The 18038-nt window shown below is 55.8% G+C and carries 17 protein-coding genes; 2 read left to right on the top strand and 15 right to left on the bottom strand.

Annotation, left to right across the window (positions count from 1 at the left end; translation table 11 throughout):
- On the bottom strand, positions 1-1030 hold a 1030-nt coding region (locus QSJ80_RS15340), incomplete at its 3' end, for a DcaP family trimeric outer membrane transporter (protein ID WP_285765347.1).
- Between the two features lie 244 nt (positions 1031-1274).
- On the opposite strand from QSJ80_RS15340, the gene acs reads away from it, so the two are divergent.
- The gene (gene acs / locus QSJ80_RS15345) at positions 1275-3233 is read left to right on the top strand and encodes an acetate--CoA ligase (RefSeq protein ID WP_285765348.1); all 1959 of its coding nucleotides are present in this window, start codon (positions 1275-1277) and stop codon (positions 3231-3233) included.
- Positions 3234-3455: 222 nt separating this feature from the next.
- Positions 3456-4151: a response regulator transcription factor gene (locus QSJ80_RS15350; RefSeq protein ID WP_285765349.1), complete on the top strand. Its 696-nt coding sequence runs from the start codon at positions 3456-3458 to the stop codon at positions 4149-4151.
- A gap of 65 nt (positions 4152-4216) precedes the next feature.
- Here the strand turns inward: QSJ80_RS15350 and QSJ80_RS15355 are convergent, their stop codons facing one another.
- The 14 genes from QSJ80_RS15355 to QSJ80_RS15420 form a co-directional block, all read right to left on the bottom strand.
- A complete protein-coding gene (locus QSJ80_RS15355) occupies positions 4217-7672 on the bottom strand; it encodes a hybrid sensor histidine kinase/response regulator (RefSeq protein ID WP_285765350.1) in 3456 nt (1151 codons plus the stop codon).
- A 68-nt stretch (positions 7673-7740) separates the two neighbouring features.
- Positions 7741-8694 carry a homocysteine S-methyltransferase gene (mmuM, locus tag QSJ80_RS15360; protein ID WP_285765351.1) on the bottom strand — a complete coding sequence of 318 codons (954 nt, stop codon included), beginning with the start codon at positions 8692-8694 and terminating at the stop codon, positions 7741-7743.
- 46 nt (positions 8695-8740) lie between these two features.
- Complete coding sequence (locus QSJ80_RS15365) at positions 8741-9061, bottom strand: YbjQ family protein (RefSeq protein ID WP_285765352.1); 321 nt, start codon at positions 9059-9061, stop codon at positions 8741-8743.
- A 166-nt stretch (positions 9062-9227) separates the two neighbouring features.
- Positions 9228-9788, bottom strand: a complete 561-nt coding sequence (locus QSJ80_RS15370; RefSeq protein WP_285765353.1) for an alpha/beta fold hydrolase — start codon at positions 9786-9788, stop codon at positions 9228-9230.
- A gap of 142 nt (positions 9789-9930) precedes the next feature.
- Positions 9931-10212 carry a CDGSH iron-sulfur domain-containing protein gene (locus tag QSJ80_RS15375; protein ID WP_285765354.1) on the bottom strand — a complete coding sequence of 94 codons (282 nt, stop codon included), beginning with the start codon at positions 10210-10212 and terminating at the stop codon, positions 9931-9933.
- 158 nt (positions 10213-10370) lie between these two features.
- Entirely contained in the window at positions 10371-11144 is a 774-nt protein-coding gene (locus tag QSJ80_RS15380; RefSeq protein ID WP_285765355.1) for a class I SAM-dependent methyltransferase, read from the bottom strand.
- A 14-nt stretch (positions 11145-11158) separates the two neighbouring features.
- On the bottom strand, positions 11159-11686 hold the full coding sequence (locus tag QSJ80_RS15385) for a GNAT family N-acetyltransferase (protein WP_285765356.1): 528 nt from the start codon (positions 11684-11686) through the stop codon (positions 11159-11161).
- 44 nt (positions 11687-11730) lie between these two features.
- Positions 11731-12495, bottom strand: a complete 765-nt coding sequence (locus QSJ80_RS15390) for a hypothetical protein (protein WP_285765357.1) — start codon at positions 12493-12495, stop codon at positions 11731-11733.
- Positions 12496-12874: 379 nt separating this feature from the next.
- Complete coding sequence (locus tag QSJ80_RS15395; protein WP_285765358.1) at positions 12875-13498, bottom strand: hypothetical protein; 624 nt, start codon at positions 13496-13498, stop codon at positions 12875-12877.
- Positions 13499-13609: 111 nt separating this feature from the next.
- Complete coding sequence (locus QSJ80_RS15400) at positions 13610-14314, bottom strand: hypothetical protein (protein WP_285765359.1); 705 nt, start codon at positions 14312-14314, stop codon at positions 13610-13612.
- A gap of 201 nt (positions 14315-14515) precedes the next feature.
- Entirely contained in the window at positions 14516-16072 is a 1557-nt protein-coding gene (locus tag QSJ80_RS15405) for a transposase (RefSeq protein WP_285765360.1), read from the bottom strand.
- Positions 16073-16255: 183 nt separating this feature from the next.
- Positions 16256-16984: a DUF2306 domain-containing protein gene (locus QSJ80_RS15410; RefSeq protein WP_285765361.1), complete on the bottom strand. Its 729-nt coding sequence runs from the start codon at positions 16982-16984 to the stop codon at positions 16256-16258.
- 147 nt (positions 16985-17131) lie between these two features.
- A complete protein-coding gene (locus QSJ80_RS15415) occupies positions 17132-17602 on the bottom strand; it encodes an HAD family hydrolase (RefSeq protein WP_285765362.1) in 471 nt (156 codons plus the stop codon).
- A gap of 137 nt (positions 17603-17739) precedes the next feature.
- Positions 17740-18027: a hypothetical protein gene (locus QSJ80_RS15420; RefSeq protein ID WP_285765363.1), complete on the bottom strand. Its 288-nt coding sequence runs from the start codon at positions 18025-18027 to the stop codon at positions 17740-17742.
- Between the last annotated feature and the right edge of the window lie 11 nt (positions 18028-18038).

Genomic DNA, 18038 nt, shown 5'->3' on the forward strand with positions numbered 1-18038 from the left:
GGTCGATGTCACCGCTTGCATCAATGGCGCCGCCGCGGAAAGCGTTCAGACCCATATAGCGGCCGATCGCATTGCCGTAGTTGTACATAAAGCGGATATCGTCCTTGCCGAACTGGTACTTACCGGAAAGGCTGATGGCGTAACCGCGCTTGGACTCGCGATCAGTACCCACTTCGTAGGCCAGTTCACGGCTCATGGAAGCGACGGAGTAGTTCAGGCCACCCAGCGAGTTGTTGTAGCGCAGCACGATATCGGGGGAGCTATTGTCGTCGTACGGGTTCTGGGTGCCGTTGTAGAGCGTGGTGGCCGGGTTTTCCGCAGCAATCTGGATGCTGCCACTACCAATTTTGTGGGTGTAGCGCAGCTGCGGCTGGCGCTCAAAGATAGTGCCCACCGGGCCCACGAAGTCCATGCCTTCCGGCAGCGCACCCACATTGAAGAAAGTGGACCAGCTCTGGCCGGCCAGCAGGCTGCGGTTGGCATCGATCTGCCAGTCCACGAATGCGTGGCGCAGACGCTGGGAGTAGGAGTTACTGATGCGCTCATCGCCCTGCCCGCTCGCGATCGCGTCGATCTCGATATGGGTCTTGACCGCACTGCCGCCGCCGAGGTCGGTGGAAGACTTGAAGAACAGGCGGCTGGTCTTTGCATGTGCGTGGAACTTGGCATCGCCGCTTTCACCGCCCACCGGGATGGTGGAAGCGACGAGGAAGTCCTCGCCGATACCCGCGGTGGCATTGGTGCCATCGGAGTAATCGCTGATGGCGCTATCCATCTTCACGAAGCCACCAAACTGGTAGGTAGTCCCGCCACTGGCTGGTTTGGCCTGCGGCTCCGGATTCTCCTTGATCGCAGCGGTTTCCTCCGCGAGGCGTTTTACCTGGGCCTGCAACTCTTCAATCTTGAGCTGCAGCTCCTCCGCGCTGGGCTGCCCAGCTGTTTTCTGTACAGTTGCATCCTGGGCATATGCCGCGGTGCCACAACCAGCCGCAACCGTCGCCGCCAGGATAGCCGCCGGGAGGCGAGCCAAACTTATTCTTTTCTCTGTGGTCATAACCTCTCCCTCTCATTGCTCCGTTCATTAGAATTTACAACTGATGGCCAGTTAAGCCTGAGCAGGCAAGGGAAGGTATTAACCATTAGTCTAAATCGCCCCGGACCTAGACCAATGTCTAAACACCCTGTGAAATCTATCGACAAATGTCTAATTAACCAGGTCGCTGGACCGATGCCAGAATAGAGGCCAAGTCGCAAAACCAGCGAGGTCTACTACAGTGTCAAACCCATCTGTCTACCCGGTTCCCGATACCTACCTTGAAAACACCTTGCTCGACGAGGAGGGCTATCTCGAACTCTACAACCGCTCCATCCATGACAACGAAGCCTTCTGGCGTGAACAGGGCCAGCGCCTTGACTGGATCAAGCCCTACACGCAGGTAAAGGATGTTTCCTACAACAAGGAAGACCTGCATATCCGCTGGTATGCGGACGGTACCCTGAATGTGTCTGCCAACTGCCTCGATCGCCACCTGGCGGAGCGCGGCGACGATACCGCCATCCTGTGGGTGGGCGACGAGCCGGGCCAGTCCCGCGAAATCAGTTACCGCGAGCTGCATGCCGAAGTGAGCCTGTTCGCCAACGGCCTCAAGTCCCTCGGCGTCAAGCGCGGGGACGTGGTCACCATTTATCTGCCGATGATCCCGCAGGCCGCCGTGGCCATGCTGGCCTGTGCCCGTATCGGCGCCATCCACTCGGTCGTGTTCGCGGGCTTCTCCCCGGAGGCCCTGGCCGGACGCATGGACGATGGCGGCTCCAGAGTGATTATCACCGCCAATGCCGGCCGCCGCGGTGGCCGCTCCGTGGTGCTGAAGCAGAACGTCGACAAGGCCATCGCCCTGTGCAAGGAAACCAGCATAGAAAACGTGGTGGTTGTGAATTGCACCGATGACGAAACCCCGTGGCAGGAAGGTCGCGATGTCGACTATGGCAAGCTGCTCGCGGCGCAGGACGCGGAATGCCCGGCCGAGGAAATGGGCGCGGAAGACCCGCTGTTTATCCTCTACACCTCGGGCTCCACCGGCAAACCCAAGGGCGTGCTGCATACCAGCGGCGGCTACCTGACCTATGCCTCCCTCACCCATCAGTACGTGTTCGACTATCGCCGCGGCGAGAAATTCTGGTGCGCGGCGGACGTGGGCTGGATCACGGGCCACTCCTATGTCATCTATGCGCCGCTCGCCAACGGCGGCACCACCGTGATGTACGAGGGCGTGCCCAACTACCCGGACGTGCGCCGCGTGGCCCAGGTCGTTGACGAGCACCAGATCGATATCCTCTACATCGCTCCCACCGCCATCCGCGCGCTGATGGCCGAGGGTGACAAGCCGGTCGAAGGTGCGAGCCTGGAGAGCCTGCGCCTGCTCGGCACCGTAGGCGAACCGATCAACCCGGAGGCATGGAAGTGGTATTACCGCACCTTCGGCCGCAGCCAGTGTCCAATCGTGGACACCTGGTGGCAGACAGAAACCGGCGCTGCCATGCTGACGCCCATGCCCGGTGCCACACCGCTGAAACCCGGCTCTGCCACCCGCCCTATGTTCGGTATTCAACCGGCACTGGTCGATGGTGAAGGCAATATCCTCGAGGGCGCCACCGAGGGCAACCTGGTTATCCTGGACAGCTGGCCTGGCCAGATGCGCACAGTATTTGGCGACCACCAGCGCTTTATCGATACCTATTTCAGCACTTTTGCCGGCATGTACTTCACCGGCGACGGCGCGCGCCGCGATGAGGACAACTATTACTGGATCACCGGCCGGGTCGACGACGTACTCAATGTTTCCGGGCACCGCATGGGCACGGCAGAGCTGGAAAGCGCACTGGTGGCCCACCCGTCCATCGCCGAGGCGGCAGTGGTCGGGTTCCCACACGACATCAAGGGCCAGGGCATCTACGCCTACATCACCCTCAATGCCGGTGAGGAGCCAAATGAGGAGATGCGCCTTGCGGTACGCAACTGGCTGCGCCAGGAAATCGGCCCCATTGCCACACCGGATGTGATCCAGTGGTCGCCCGGCCTGCCCAAGACCCGCTCCGGCAAAATCATGCGCCGTATCCTGCGCAAGATAGCCGCGAACGAGTTCGACCAGCTCGGCGATATTTCCACCCTGGCGGACCCGGCTGTGGTGGAGCAGCTGATCAGCAACCACAACGCGCTGGGCCAGCCGGCGTAAGGACTGCGGCGGGCCAAAAGTAGGTCTCGGGATTGTTCATCCTTTTGGCGGCGCACACTCAGTGCGTCGCCTTTTTTGCATGCGGGGGAATAACTGGTACCCCTGATCAGGATCAAGGGTCGGCACTTTACCGGCCCCATAAAATGCCGTTACCCTTGGGTTAATCTCTAACAATAAAAAACCAGACAATAAGAATCCCGAAGAATAAGAATGAGAGAACGGATGGATACAACTTTCGGACAACAGGCGCACAAGTTCATCATCGCAGATGACCATCCGCTGTTCAGGAATGCGCTCAGGCAGGCACTGGAACGCAGTTTCCCGGATACAGAAATCCACGAAGCACAGGATATGGAAACCCTGCAGCAGTGCGTGGCGAGCCACCGCGATTGCGATCTAATCCTGCTGGACCTGCACATGCCGGGCAGCCTCGGCTTCAGCGGGCTGGCCTTTATCAGCGGCCAGTTCCCGGAGCTGCCAGTGATGGTGGTATCCGCCAATGAAAAACCGGAGGTCATGTGCCGCGCCATCGAGTACGGCGCCTGTGGTTTCCTGCCCAAGTCCGCCCCGGTGGAAACCATTGCGGAGGCAATCAATACAGCACTCGCCGGTGAAGTCTGGCTGCCCGCCGGGGTTGCCGAGCAGTACAAGCGGGACCAGCAGAACGGCAGTGATGTGGCGGAGGTCATGGCCACCCTCACTCCTCAACAGTTCCGTGTGGCTACCATGCTCGCGGGTGGCCTGTTGAACAAGCAGATCGCCTACGAAATGAAAATTTCAGAGGCCACGGTAAAGGCCCACCTGACCGCCCTGTTCCGCAAACTGAGCGTACATTCCCGCACCCAGGCGGTGCTGGCCATCAACAGCCTGGAAGTGGAAGAACCGGGACAGTTTACGCCCCAGCCGGCGCCGGTCTGATCCGGCGCCCCGCTCCCCCGACCGACACTCTTCCTACCGACTCTCCTCCAATCGAATGCCCTGCTTTACTCTTTTTCCGCAACGACCTGGCGCGCCAGGCGCCTGAGCAGGTTACGCAGCGCCGCCGGTTTGACCGGCTTGGCCAGGTAGTAGAGTCCGGCCGCCGCGGCACCCTCGCGTACCTCCTCGGAAATATCCGCACTGACCAGTATGCCCGGCATCTGGCGCTGCCAGTATTGGGTCAACAACTGCAATGCCTGCAGCCCGGTTTCGCCCCGGTCCAGGTGGTAATCCACCACCACCAGCTGCGGTTCCTTTTCACCCAGCGCCAGCAGCGCCTCACTGGCCGTACGCGCAACCCAGACCCGGCAACCCCAGCCACTGAGCAGGCTCTGCATGCCGCGCAGGATCACATCCTCATTGTCGATACAGAGCACGCCAACGCCCTCAAGTCCACCAACCGCAAGGTTACCGGCCTGGTTAGCGTCTCTCTGCGGCACTGCGTGCGGCTCCCCGCGCGGCACCCTGATGGAGAACATAGCCCCGCGTCCGGGTACAGAGGAAAGGTGTATACGATGTTCGAGCAAATCCGCACTGCGCTTCGCGATTGCGAGGCCGAGGCCGAGCCCCTTGTCAGCGGCACGGTCGGTGCCGGACAGGCGCACAAACTCGTCGAATATCTGTTGCTGCGCTTCCGGGGCAATACCGGGTCCGGTATCCCAGACCTGCAACTCCAGCTCATCACCGCGGTTACGCACCCCGATCAGCACCCTGCCCCGCGTCGTATAGTGCAGTGCATTGCTGATGAAGTTCTGCAGGATCCGGCGCAACAAGTGCCTGTCGCTGTACACCCACGCAGCGCTGCGTACATAGTGCAGCCGAAGCCCGCGCGACGCCGCAATAGCGTGGAACTCAGAAGCCAGCCCGTCGAGCAGTTCATGCAGCGGGAAGTGCTCCCGCTGCGGGCTCATCTTGCCCGAATCCAGCCGGCTGATCTCACGTAACGCACCGATCAGTTGCTCCGCCGAACCGAGCGCACTGTCGATATTGCCCAGGTCGTCCTGCAGCGCAGGGTCGCCGCCAGCGGCAGATTTCTGTAGCGCGGAAGTGATAAACAGGCGCGCTGCATTGATCGGCTGTAACAAATCGTGGCTGGTGTGCGCCAGGAAACGGGACTTGGCCGCGTGCAACTCCTGCACTTTGGCCGTGCGCTCCACCACACGCTGCTCCAGGGTGCGCTGGTTTTCTTCCAGCGCATCCACCACCGCACGAAAGTCACTGATATCGGTAAAGGTGGTGACGAAGCCACCGCCGGGCATCGGCGTGCCACGCACCTCGACAATAATGCCGTTGGGCAGGCGCCGCTCAAAGCGGTGCGCGCTGCCATGGCGCAGCAGGTCCAGCCGGCGCTGCACTTCGGCATCCATGTTGCCGGATACATCACCGTACAGGCCGCGCTCGGCGTTGTGGCGGTACAGGGTTTCCACCGGGCAACCGATATACAGCAGGCGCCGCGGGTACTCGAACATATCGATGTACTGCTGGTTCCACGCCACCAGGCGCAGGTCCGCATCCACCACGCTGATGCCCTGGCTGATGGTTTCAACCGTGGTCTGCAGCAGCTCCTGGCTGAAGCGCAGCTTCTGAGAGGTGCCATCCACCAGGCGAGCGATATCCTCTACCTGCAGCGGACGCTTTTTCTTCAGCAGGCCCATGACTTCTTGCGCTGTCGCGGAGCCCACAATGCTCGCCAGCAGCGCCTCGGATTCGCGCACCGCAAAACGCGGCGCATGGTCATCGGGGAACAGTCGCTGCCGCGCACGCAATTCAAAACCCTGCCAGATCTGGTCGATCCGGTCGCGCCCGATAAACGGCTCCATCAGGCTACGCAGGCGGCCCATCTGGATATTGGTGAGAGCCAGCTCGCGACGCTCATCACGCACCTTCTCGTCACGGCCCACAAACGCTGCGGCCTGGCGCAGGTCGCGGTTCTCCACCGGCGCAAACAGGGAGAACAGCACAAACAGGCCCACGTTAAACAGCAGGCTCCAGAATACCCCGTGGCTCAGCGGGTCCAGCCCCTCGAGGCCAAACATGTGCTGCGGTCGCAGCCAGCCAATCCCGGCGAAGCCCGCCTCCAGCACCGGGTGCTGCGGGTAGATGGCCGGCATCACCAGGCAGTAGAACCACACCGCATAGCCGGCAGTCATACCAGCCCACACGCCCAGGCGGTGCGCGCGCCGCCAGTAGAGACCACCAACCAGCGCGGGCGCCAGCTGCGCCGCCGCAGCAAACGAAAGCAAACCGATCGGCGCCAGGGTTTCCAGCCCGGTCAGGGCACGGTGCATGACCCACCCCAGCAGTACCAGCGCCATAATGCTGACAGCGCGCACCTGACGGAGGTAGTTGCCGAGCGATACGGCAGACAGCCGGGTAAAGCGGCTCAGCATCAGCCAGATGGGCGCCACCAGCTCATTGGAAATCATGATCGACAGGGTGATCGCAGCCACCACCACCATCCCGGTCGCGGCAGAAAAACCGCCCAGGTAGGCCAGCAGTGCCACGATCTCATGGCCGCTGTTCATCGGCAGGGTCAGCACCAGGCTGTCCGGGTCGCCGAGGCCCGACGCCAGCAGCGGCTGCCCGGCCATGGAAATAGGCAGGATCAGCACCGAGAACAGGATCAGGTACAGCGGCAGCAGCCAGCGTGCCGTCTGGATATCGCGCTCGCCCTGGTACTCCACCACCGCCATATGGAACTGGCGCGGCAGGCACAGGATGGCAACGGAAGCGAGCAACGTCTGGGTCAGGAAGTTGGCATCCGGGATGAGTGGATCCCAGTGGCGCGGGGCGAGCGCACCATTGAGCATCTTCTCTTCCAGTAGCAGCCAGCAGGCCAGACAGGCGACGGCGGCGAACGCGGCCACCTTCACAATGGACTCAAACGCGATCGCCGTAACCACTCCCCGGTTGCGCTCGCGCCCCTCGAGATGGCGCGTACCAAACAGGACAGCGAAGACACCCAGCAGGATCGCCGTGGCGAGAGCCGTGTCGACATCCATAAAGCTCGGCTGCGCCGTGTCCTGGCCCAGCGTTTCCCAGGCCATGGAAATTGCACGCAGCTGCAGGGCGATGTATGGCAGGGTTCCGCCAATGGCGAGAATGGTCACCAGCGCGGAAAGGCTGCGACTCTTGCCGTAACGGGAGCCGATAAAATCGGCGATGGAAGTGATTTTCTGGCGCTCACCCACCACCACCAGCTTGCGCAGAAGGCCGGCACCAAACACAAACAACAGGATTGGGCCGAGGTAAATCGGCAGGTAGCTCCAGGTATTGGCCAGGGACTGCCCCACCCCGCCGAAGAAAGTCCAGGAGCTGCAGTAAACCGCGAGGCCCAACGCATAGATCAGCGGCCAGTGACGGTTGATGGCTTCCCCACGCCGATTCGCTCGCCAGGCAATGGCGAACAGCAGGCCCACATACAGCAGGCCCAGGAGTAAAAGTGCTGGCTTGCCGGTCACCTCGGGCACCCTTTCTGGTTCTTATACCTCAAGCGTACCGGTTTTCTACCAACCTCTCTATAAGACGTTTAGCGAGTCCGCTCACCGGACAAATCCTCGCACCGCTTCTTAATACGCGCGATATGCTCAGGCCCCATTCGGCAGCAACCCCCAATTATACTTGCACCGCTGCGATACCATCTTCCCGCTGCATCCCCGCACTCCACCGGGCTACTGGTACCATGCCAGGTCTTGTGATCGGCACAGTAAGTCTCGCCGGAGTTTGGATACACAACCACGCATCTTTCCGGGGCCACCGCGTGGATCTCGGCGATTAAGCCGTCAATATAAGCCGGTGAAGTACAGTTGACACCAATAGCCCGTACACGCGGGTGCCCCTCAAATAGTTTTGCCACCTCGGTAATCGGAGTGCCGTCATTCAGGCATCGCCCATCCCTGCAGGAAAACGCCACCCATGCCGGGGTTTGCATGTCCTGTAAAAGCTTAGCGAGCACCCTGGCTTCCTGAAGGCTGGGGATAGTTTCACAGGCCAGGATATCCGCTTCACTCTGGTCAAGCAGAGCGAGCCTTGCCCGATGAAACTCTGCAATTTCTGCATCAGAAACACCATAGTTCCCAGTGTATTCGGAACCATCTCCGCGTGCGGCCCCGAACGGGCCGATGCTCGCAGCAATCAGTAAACCTTCCTTGTTCTCGGGATGGGCGCGCAGGAACTGGTCTCGCGCAATAATTGCCAACTCCACGGAACGCAATATCAAAGCTTCGGCATCCTCGACGGACATCCCGAGCGATGTGAATCCAGAAACCGTCGCCTGGTAACTTGCCGAAATCGCACAGCATGCACCTGCTTCAAAATAGGCCCGGTGCGCATCGACGATGGCCTGCGGATCGTCACGAAGTAACCGTGCGGACCACAGCGCATCATTCAGGCTGCAACCCTGCGCCTCTAGTTGAGTCGCCAACCCCCCGTCAATAATCAGCGGCTTCCCAGTTTTCAGGAATGCATCAAATTGCGTCTTCACCTGCGCCCTTCCCCTAATTCAAAAATCATTGCCTACGCTGACACTCTCAGCTTTTCCTGAGTTTCACGGCCGTACCATAGGCCAGGATTTCCGACATCCCCTGCATGATGGCCGAGGACGTAAAACGCATATTGACGATCGCATCCGCGCCCATGGCCTCGGCCTCCTCGATCATACGGCGTTGTGCCTTGCTGCGCGCTTCGGCCAGCATTTCCGTATACCCGGCAATCTCACCGCCGATAATGGTCTTGAGCCCGGCCATGATATCCCGGCCCACATGCTTGGACTGGACAATATTGCCACTCACAACATCCAGGGTCTCCGTAATGGTGTAACCGGCAATTTCATGAGAAGTTGCAATCTTCATAAATCAGTTTCCACTCAAAAATTATTTTTTCGGGCAGATCCTATCAGGTGTATCGCCGCAAAAAGACTCAGCAGCAGCCAGGCAGCAGTGAAAGGGTCGATCAGCGACGCCACTTTCGATGACATGCTGACATCGATGACCCTGGCGCCCTTCCAGACCCCGTGGATCACCAACCGCTGGTAGCCCCGCATCGGGGGAGGAAATCGAGCAACGCCGCGTTTACGGCATCCGCCTGTTCCAGTACAGACAGGTGGCCAGCGGCGGGCAGCTGCACCAAGCGGGAATCTGCCAGCTGCTCATGTATCCGCCGGGAAAGCGGGGGCGGCAGTGAGCTATCCTCCGCGCCCACCAGTACCAGCGCGGGCACTTGGACTTGTGACAGCTGTGCCAGCACCGCAACCCGGTCCGGGCAGGCAAGCGCTGCGCGCATGGCCACCATGCCGCCAATCGAAAGGCCGCACCAGACCGCCCGATGGATATCCAGCGAGTCCAGTACCGCCACCACATCCATCACAAGATCATACAGGGAGAAAGGTCGGGATACCGCCCCTGACCTACCGTGCCCGCGGAGGTCGATATTGATCACCCGATATTGCTGCGCGAGCACCGGTACCTGCTTGCACCACATTTTGCCGGAACACAGAAAACTGTGCAGAAGGACTAAAGGAGGGCCCGAACCACTATCCTCAAAGAAGATTGACTGCCCCTGACTAAATACGCTTGGCATACTGACTGCTCACTCTACGGATTCATTGGCGAAGGAGAAGAAAAGCGATGATTCAACCCTTCCGGTCTTTCTCGGAAGGGCGGGGGATGACAGCGACTAGCGGCTCTTCCTGCGTGGCCACTGCCACCGGGATATCCGAGCTCTAGATATCCACCCCGGGGCCTTCCTTACCCACCTGATTGTCATCGAATTTCTTGTGGGTGCCGTCGCAATACGGCGTATTGCCGGTATGTTTACAGGCGCATAGATATGCGCCTCCATCTTCCTCGGCAACGATTACCTTTGGGGTAAACTTGGTACCAGCGTGGGACCCATCGCAAAACGGCTGGCTTTTTGACCTGCCACAAGTACAGAAATAGTACTCGTCGCCCTTGGACAGGCTCACCTTTACGGGCTTGCTGTCAGCAATCACCGGGTTGCTCATGGCAGTGCCTCAAGTAGCTGAAAATTGGAAGACGCGTGATGCGCTAGCAATCCATCTTAATCGCTATTAAAGGTAATTCAGGGAAGATTGTCACAATCTGCTACCGATGCTTCGGTAGCGACGGGCCATTGCGTCTATTCAGAGGTGGTAAATATCGATCATGCGCCTTTGATACCTTTGATCGTATAGACCAACGGCACATCCTGCCCGTTGTGGGACAGATAAAACCTGCCCTCCTGCCGCTCTTCAAGGCCATCAAAGCAGTTGTAGGGGCTATACGGATACTCGTTCAGTTGCTCAATGCGTATGCCAGCCCTTATCAGGGCGTTGACCACATCGCTGAGCGGATGCGCCCAGGTCACCAGGGGAGATGTGTCGCCGGTATCGTTTTCCGTATAGGTACTCTCTTCCTCTATATCCGGCTCATCGCGGTGGAAATATGAATACCCTGACAAAACATCGTAGAAAGGGTGGAATTCGGCAATATAGAAGGTGCCGCCCTCTTTCAGGCTGCCTGCGACAATATCCGCCCAGCGCTGAATGTCCGGCAACCAGCACAGCGCACCGTAGGATGTAAATACCACGTCAAACTGCGCTTGTAATGACTCACCAAACCCGTACAGGTCCGAGCATATGAAGTGAGCTTTCAGGCCCGCCTGATCAGCGAGCGCTTTCGCCTGGTCAATTGCAGCTGGGGATAGATCGACCCCCGTCACATCGGCCCCCAGCCTTGCCCAGGAAAGTGTGTCCAGACCGAAATGACACTGCAGGTGGAGCAGGCTCTTCCCGGAGACACCACCCAGCTCCTTCAACTCGATGTCGGTAAGAGAAAGCTTACCCCGTAAAAAACCTTCTACATCATAAAACCTGGAATCGACATGGACTGCAGTGCGCTTGTCCCACGAATCCCGGTTTATCTTCAAATAATCCATAGCTCACTACCACATTACGCCTCTGCGTCTCTGCCCTGGCGGAGAACCATCGGCTGAAAGACGATGCCACGGTGCACCTGCCGGGGCATCGCGACCTCAAAGCCAAAGGCTTCATAGACCGGCACTGCATTGAGCGACGCATTCACTGTGTATTCCACTTCATTTCTATGCTGCTTGCTGACCAAGCTCCACAGCTTACTCGCGACCCCACTACCCTGATGCGATTCGCAGACGAAAAGGTGGTGAATATGGCTTACATCCCGCATCCCTATGAGCCCAACCAGCTGCCCCATGCAAAATGCCAAGTCATAGGAAATGTCTGAATCAATCAACCTGCGAATCGCGCTACGGGAGTGAGATTTCTGGAACGTACGCTGCCCCTCACTGGTAAATTCAGGGAAAAGGAAACTCTGCCCAAGAGTAAGAATGAGATTGGAAATCCGATCGGCATCCCGTCTATGAGCGGGCCGGAAAAAAAGATCACAATTATGCTTCATTGAGCTCCACCATTTACCATCAACCTCAGCGTCCACGAGGGGCATGCTATGTCGCCCCTCGCTCTCTGGTAAGCCACTGGTTTGACTATCTATGGGGAAAACAATGCATCGGCCACGGTCATCCACCACTCCATACCGGCTATGAACTCGATAGAAAGCAATGGCAGGCTGCCGATTGCAGCAAGGATATAGGCGGGATGAGCCTGCCTGGACCTATACATAAGGCTGGCCAGCACAACAATATTTATCAGCCCACAAACCGTAAGCAAAAAAGGTGCGTACGGCCGGGGATCACCATTAACAAGAATTGCCGTTACAGCCATCATCAACCGCAGCAGCCCCGGCATAAGCGACCAGAATACAGTTGAAATCATCCATTTGGCATGGTCCGCTACGACACGAACAGACTTTACGGCCATAAACACCGATACGGAAAAGCCGGAAACCATCACCAAATCAAAGAAGGTAAGCCCGTACTTCGGCACATCCGGCATATTCCCGGAAAAATTGAACGGGACCACGCTGAGCGCTGAAAAAACCACTCCGCCCGCAATAAAAAGAGAGACCAGCCCGTAGAACCGATGCTTTTGCTTGCTACCACGGGTGATCAGATAGGGTTGAAAGACGAGAATCAGAAACCATGCGGTCGCGCTAATTCCGTGTAAGTGGTGGCGAAATGGAGCGTCAAAAAACTTAGCCCAGTAGCTGGGCACAAAGCCAACCAAAACTAGCAGGAACGGAACCAGCAACCAAAGGTGCGTGTTTTTATACGCGGGAAACATAATCCCCGGCTTTTGGGAATCATCCCCTTCTTTGACTCGATTAGCTTCTTCGACTCCGTAGCTCGTATCCATACCCCTTCCCTCCGACAGTTCTGCTGGCAAATTGACGCAACGAGCCTATATGGGAACAGATGTACAGGATCGCCTTTCGCGGATGACCTCCCTATCCACATGCTCAGGATTTAACCACAACCATTTTACATATTCACTAGTTACGCGAAGGGTACATAGTTTTCACCCGTACAGCCGCGCATAAACCTGTGGATTACCCTATCGCTCCAAAACGTTGCATTTTTGATAGTAGTGAGGTGTCTACTTTTCATGGGTAACTTGGAAATTTAACGCCTGGCTCAGCGCGACATAGCGACGCAGAGCTTTTGTGTAAAAATGTGAGCGCAGCGAACATCACAAAAGCGAAGCAAACCTTATGGAGCCTTCCTTCACGCGCCTGCTATGGCGATGTATCTAGCTCCCCTTCCACGTCCTGCTCAGGATCACGTGGCGACCGTATATTTTTCACACCTACCAAGCCATTAAAGATATACATGAGTACTAAAAGTGGCATTGCATAAGCTAGATCTTCAAAGGTGAGAATTTCTAGAAATATACCGAGAAAGGCTAACGACAATACCGATGCCAGGATAGTTCCTGTGTACTTAAACCAACCGGAGAACCTCGAAATCACGAAAGCCATGCCAAACACCCATAAGAAATTTGAAACGGCAAAAATCCATTGACCCACATAATATAAAATACGATAGCCTTCTTCACTCATGACCTGTGGGTAGCCTCCGAGCATTACCGCATACAGGCCGGCCATAATAATGTGGGCAATGCCTACTAAATACCAGCTACTTTCATTTTTGGCGAAGTGAAAAGAAGCCCACCCTAAAGCGATAGCGCATATGAACTCCAACCGCCAAATCGTGGCGGCCACTAACCAGTTTGCTTTTAGATTCTCAACCCTAATATCCCATTCAAGTTCAGTTGAGTGGATTGCGTCTATAGAAACAACCATTACGAGCAGCATCAAAAAGGATGCTATTGCATACGTATATCCAGCATATCTATCCAAAATAAATCTCCTTATAGTTATTGGTACCCCGCAAAGCCATAACGCCGCGTTCAGCCGCGGCCAAAGCTGCGCCACCACCCAACCCTCCTATTGGAGCTGAAGCCAGCCCTTTCAGCTAAAAATCGCAATGGCCCAAACAGCCCAAAACCACAGGTAACCCAAGTAAGTGATCGGGTGAATCCCTTTTCTCACTTTCCAATCATAAACGAAAAAGGACAGGAACATTCCGTTCCAAATAACCGGATTGGTCACATAGGGGCTGATACCCGTGTTTCCGCCAACCCGGTCGACAATCGGACCCAACATGTAGAGCGTGGCCAAAAATATTAGCCGCTTATGCAGCTCCGGTCGCCTTCGGTTTAGAAAGGCTGCAATAACCAACGCACCGTAACTGGAAATAAAGATGATGTTGGTCTTAGACAGGAAGAACGTGTCGCCCCAGCTTTCGAAGCGTTGGAATTGGATATACCAGGTGCTCAGCAAAACTCCAGCGGCAACGGCGCCAAAAAACTTACCCATCGAACGATGGGCCGCTACATTTTGCTGCCGAATGAAGTGTGTTTGGACAACCAGCAACATCATCCACGCAAAGCAGAAAAGGCCATGAATAATGAACTTTGGATCACTATTACTGGGCTGCCCCACGTCGGTCAACAAGTTATCCGAAAATCCGATTACCGTACAGCCAAAGATCACCAAGCTGGAACTAAAAAAATAGTTCCGGGATAGCCACGAGCCCTTTTTGACTGGACTAGTATCGTGCGAAGCACCAACGCCTTGGGTTCGGAACTGAGCATCACTGGAGAAGTTGGACATTCCCTATTTCCTTAGAAAAATAAAAGTAAATAGCCTATATGCATAACGAACCCGTAGCTGTACTGCCGCTTCACAAACAACTGCCTGCAGACAGCGCGAACACCCACCTGTTCACGATTTAACCACAACCATTTTACATAATCACTAGTTACGCGAACTGGGCACAGTTTTCGCGCGCACAGCAGTGCATAACCCTGTGGATTACCCCATTGCGCCGTAACGCTGCAGCTTTTCGATGTTATGTATCAAACAAAACAGGCGCCATTGTCCCTGCACTTTCTCGCGGCCACGCAAAGAGAAGCGGTTTAAGCGCTTGTTGGTGCCAATGTTACCGAACACCGGCTCCACCACCGACATGCGATGACCGTAAATCGTCTTGCCCTCGACACTGTCGACGCGATGCTTCATCCAGTCGCTCGGCGTCCTGCCATTGGTCCAGGTCAGGGAGACCTGGCGGCCGTGGCCATCGCGGGTGTCAGCCGCCGCCGGGTTGCGCATGCACTGCGCTTTTAAAGGGCAATGGCGACAATCAGTGAGGCGACCCTCGAACATCAGCCGCCGTTTGCCCGCGCCATTATTTTCTTCGCGCACCAGCATCATTGCGTTGCCGGCCGGACACACACAGGACTTGCTGCGCTTGTCGAACGCAAACTCGCTGGCGGGGATCACCGACTTCACACCCACCACCGTATCCTGATGGCGCTTGCCGTACTTCGCTTTCTGCCCTGTGAAGCGCTTGTCACGCGAGCGGAACTGGTTGTCGGGAATGTAGGCGTTGATGTTATTTTCCTTGAGATAACGATCGTTGGCGGCATTGGAAAAACCCGTATCCGCAGTGACGATGACCTGCTCCGCGATCACATCCTCGCCCACACCGGCACGTCGGCAACGCTGGTTGATGCCGTCCAGTACGGGCTTCAGCGTATGCTGCTCCTGACCCTCACCGAACGCCTGCGCCTCGACGATGATCTGGTGCTTTTTGTCCACGGCCGCAATGCCGTTGTAGCCCTGGATGGTCCCCTTACTGGTGGTCATCTTGGCCGACTCGTTATCGGTGATATTGCTTTTGACTTCCTTGCGTTGCTTGCCCTGCCCCATGCGCGGCTCTGCTGTCTTGAGGAACGCATCGATCTTGTCGAAGTGCTTCTGCAGCGTGTCCATCGCCTGGTTGAGACGCTGCTTGCGCGCCTTCTCCTGCGGCTTGCGCCCATCCAGCGCCTTGTGCTCCGCCATTGCGCGGCGGATCTGCTTGCGGATCTTGTCACGCTTGCTGCCGAGCTCCTTCAACGTGCCGGAATGCTCCTTGCTCGCATTGGAAGACATCTTGCAGCCATCGATCGCAAACAGCTCCTTGCCCAGCAAGCCCTGCTGGTCACAGACCATCAGCACCTGCTCGAACACAGACTCAATGGCATCGGGAAAACTGCTTACAAACGCGGCAATACGGGTAAAACACGGCGCAAAACCGCAGGCCAGCGCCATGAATGTGATGTTGTGCTTGCAATGCCAGTGGATCTGGCGGCTGGAAGTAATGCCCTTGCTGTAGGCAAACAGGATGATCTTGAGGAGGATGGCCGGGTCGTAGGCTGCGCTCCCGCCTTCATCATTATTGTACTTTTCGTAGAACGCGGAGAGGTCGATCTTGTCCTCAACGAGGCGATGCAGGGTGAATTCAAAGGTACCGGGTTGGATCTGATCCTCAAAATTCACGACAACCATAGTGTCCTGGTTGTAGCTGTACTTGCGAAAATTGCCCACGACATATCCCCTAATCAATATGTCACCAATTTTACTCGAAAGTACCGTACTTTAAGAGTTTTACTACAGCCTCAACGCCTGGATAAGGGGCGCCGCACCGACGCGCCACTTTTGTGTTAATTTGCGAGCCTGCGAGCAACACAAAAGTGAAGCAAAGGTTTAGGCGTCGCCTTCATTCATTTGTTATGCGGAAACTGCCTCTCCGGAGCTAGCATCCAACGCCTCAGCTTTGCTTACAGGTTTGCGTCTCTTTATATACTTTAAGTAAAAGTATGCGTTCAGTAGTGGCCATATCAGTGTTGCACTGTATTGCAGATAGAAAAAACTGACGCCACGTCCACTGGCAAATGTAATAAATGGAGATCTAATTGCCACCATAAAAACAAAGGTCATTCTCTCTATGTGGTGAATCAATATTTCTCTTTTAGTTTTATTTTCGGAACTCCAAGCATACATAAATTCACGAATAGAGAAGTAGAGCGGAAATGCTCCTATACCAAACCGAAATACGATCACTGAAAAATCCTGATCACTGGAAATAGTACGCTCATACGATACGCGTGTTATCCAAAGCGCTAATGCTAATAGGAAGATGCCATTTCCAACGAAAAACCTCCTACTTTTTCTATAGTCTACTTTAAGAGAAATTATGGCACTTAAAATCAGAGATGAAGTTAGTAGGATTGCCAGTGTCAGGTTAGGAATAAAGAACCTTTCGATTTGAAATATTACTGATGTAAGCAACCCGACTATCATTGAGTATAAGAATATGCGCCCGCTTAATCTATGCAGGGAGGATCCTTTTTTGGTTGCTAGTGCTATAACGCCGAACAATAGGATTGAGATACCGAATACCGAGTGAATCAGGTAAGAAATCGGATCAAACTCTTCTGAAAAACGTAATATTTCCATAAGACCTCCCTTTTTTTCAATCAATGTATAAACGCATAACGCCTGGCTCAGCGCGACATAGCGGCGCAGAGCTTTTGTGTAAAAATGTGAGCGCAGCGAACATCACAAAAGCGAAGCAAAGCTTATGGAGTCGGCTGCAGCCATTTGTCATGTGTTGAGCTCCGACAACGTACTGATCTGGCGCACTAGCGGGTGCGAACGCTCCACGCCACCGGAATGCAGCCAGTATGCCCGTAGGCCAATGGCAACTGCCGGCTCAACGTCTTTTTCCCAGCTATCTCCGACTACAGCCACGGACTCCTTTGGCTTACCGAGAGCTTCTAAAATTGCCGGCAGAAAAGCAGCTGAGCCCTTCTCAACGCCAACGTTCCGCTGGCAGAAGTAACCGCTAATATAGCGGTCAAGCCCCACGCGCTGGAAAGCCAATTCAATTTCTTGAGGCGTTGAGTCTGCGGCGCCAGTTGCGATATATATTTCTGCCTCAGCCGCTAGTTTTTCTAGCGCGGCAACCGCTCCTTCAACGGCCTCAACCTTTTCCCAGAGGTACATCTTTCCAGAGGCACTGGGGAAATCCACCATAAGAGTATCACCCCAATCAAATAGGAGTACCTCTGCCATTCTTCCTCCGAACACATAACGCCTGGCTCAGCGCGACATAGCGGCGCAGAGCTTTTGTGTAAAAATGTGAGCGCAGCGAACATCACAAAAGCGAAGCAAAGCTTATGGAGTCGGCTGCAGCCATTTGTTATGTAGCGCTACCACGACACATTGTCCATTGCGCGTCTATATGACGCCAGCGCCCTTAGAACTGCCGCTTTATAAGGCAACTTCTGGACCGCTTTCTGATAGAAGAATACCGGAAGCAACCAAAATACAAGAATAAACCCTTGGGCAATCAAAGCTGCAAGCGTAAATTCATGCATCCCGCCATCTGCCAAGTAGAAGATCAGGGCGAAACCATTGATTATTGCTAGCGCCCATATTGCCGTGCGAGCATCTTTCTTCTGTGTTTCCGATACCGCTTCTTTCTGTTTTTCAGCCATTTCTCAGAGCT

Origin of the sequence: Biformimicrobium ophioploci (assembly GCF_030270605.1) — a bacterium.
Taxonomy (GTDB): Bacteria; Pseudomonadota; Gammaproteobacteria; order Pseudomonadales; family Cellvibrionaceae; genus Biformimicrobium; species Biformimicrobium ophioploci.

Excerpts from the sequence above, each read along its gene's own strand:
- QSJ80_RS15350 (WP_285765349.1), top strand. The coding sequence starts at position 3,456 with ATGGATACAACTTTCGGACAACAGGCGCACAAGTTCATCATCGCAGAT.
- QSJ80_RS15365 (WP_285765352.1), bottom strand. The coding sequence starts at position 9,061 with ATGAAGATTGCAACTTCTCATGAAATTGCCGGTTACACCATTACGGAG.
- QSJ80_RS15370 (WP_285765353.1), bottom strand. The coding sequence starts at position 9,788 with ATGCCAAGCGTATTTAGTCAGGGGCAGTCAATCTTCTTTGAGGATAGT.
- QSJ80_RS15375 (WP_285765354.1), bottom strand. The coding sequence starts at position 10,212 with ATGAGCAACCCGGTGATTGCTGACAGCAAGCCCGTAAAGGTGAGCCTG.
- QSJ80_RS15380 (WP_285765355.1), bottom strand. The coding sequence starts at position 11,144 with ATGGATTATTTGAAGATAAACCGGGATTCGTGGGACAAGCGCACTGCA.
- QSJ80_RS15385 (WP_285765356.1), bottom strand. The coding sequence starts at position 11,686 with ATGCCCCTCGTGGACGCTGAGGTTGATGGTAAATGGTGGAGCTCAATG.
- QSJ80_RS15390 (WP_285765357.1), bottom strand. The coding sequence starts at position 12,495 with ATGGATACGAGCTACGGAGTCGAAGAAGCTAATCGAGTCAAAGAAGGG.
- QSJ80_RS15400 (WP_285765359.1), bottom strand. The coding sequence starts at position 14,314 with ATGTCCAACTTCTCCAGTGATGCTCAGTTCCGAACCCAAGGCGTTGGT.
- QSJ80_RS15410 (WP_285765361.1), bottom strand. The coding sequence starts at position 16,984 with ATGGAAATATTACGTTTTTCAGAAGAGTTTGATCCGATTTCTTACCTG.
- QSJ80_RS15415 (WP_285765362.1), bottom strand. The coding sequence starts at position 17,602 with ATGGCAGAGGTACTCCTATTTGATTGGGGTGATACTCTTATGGTGGAT.
- QSJ80_RS15420 (WP_285765363.1), bottom strand. The coding sequence starts at position 18,027 with ATGGCTGAAAAACAGAAAGAAGCGGTATCGGAAACACAGAAGAAAGAT.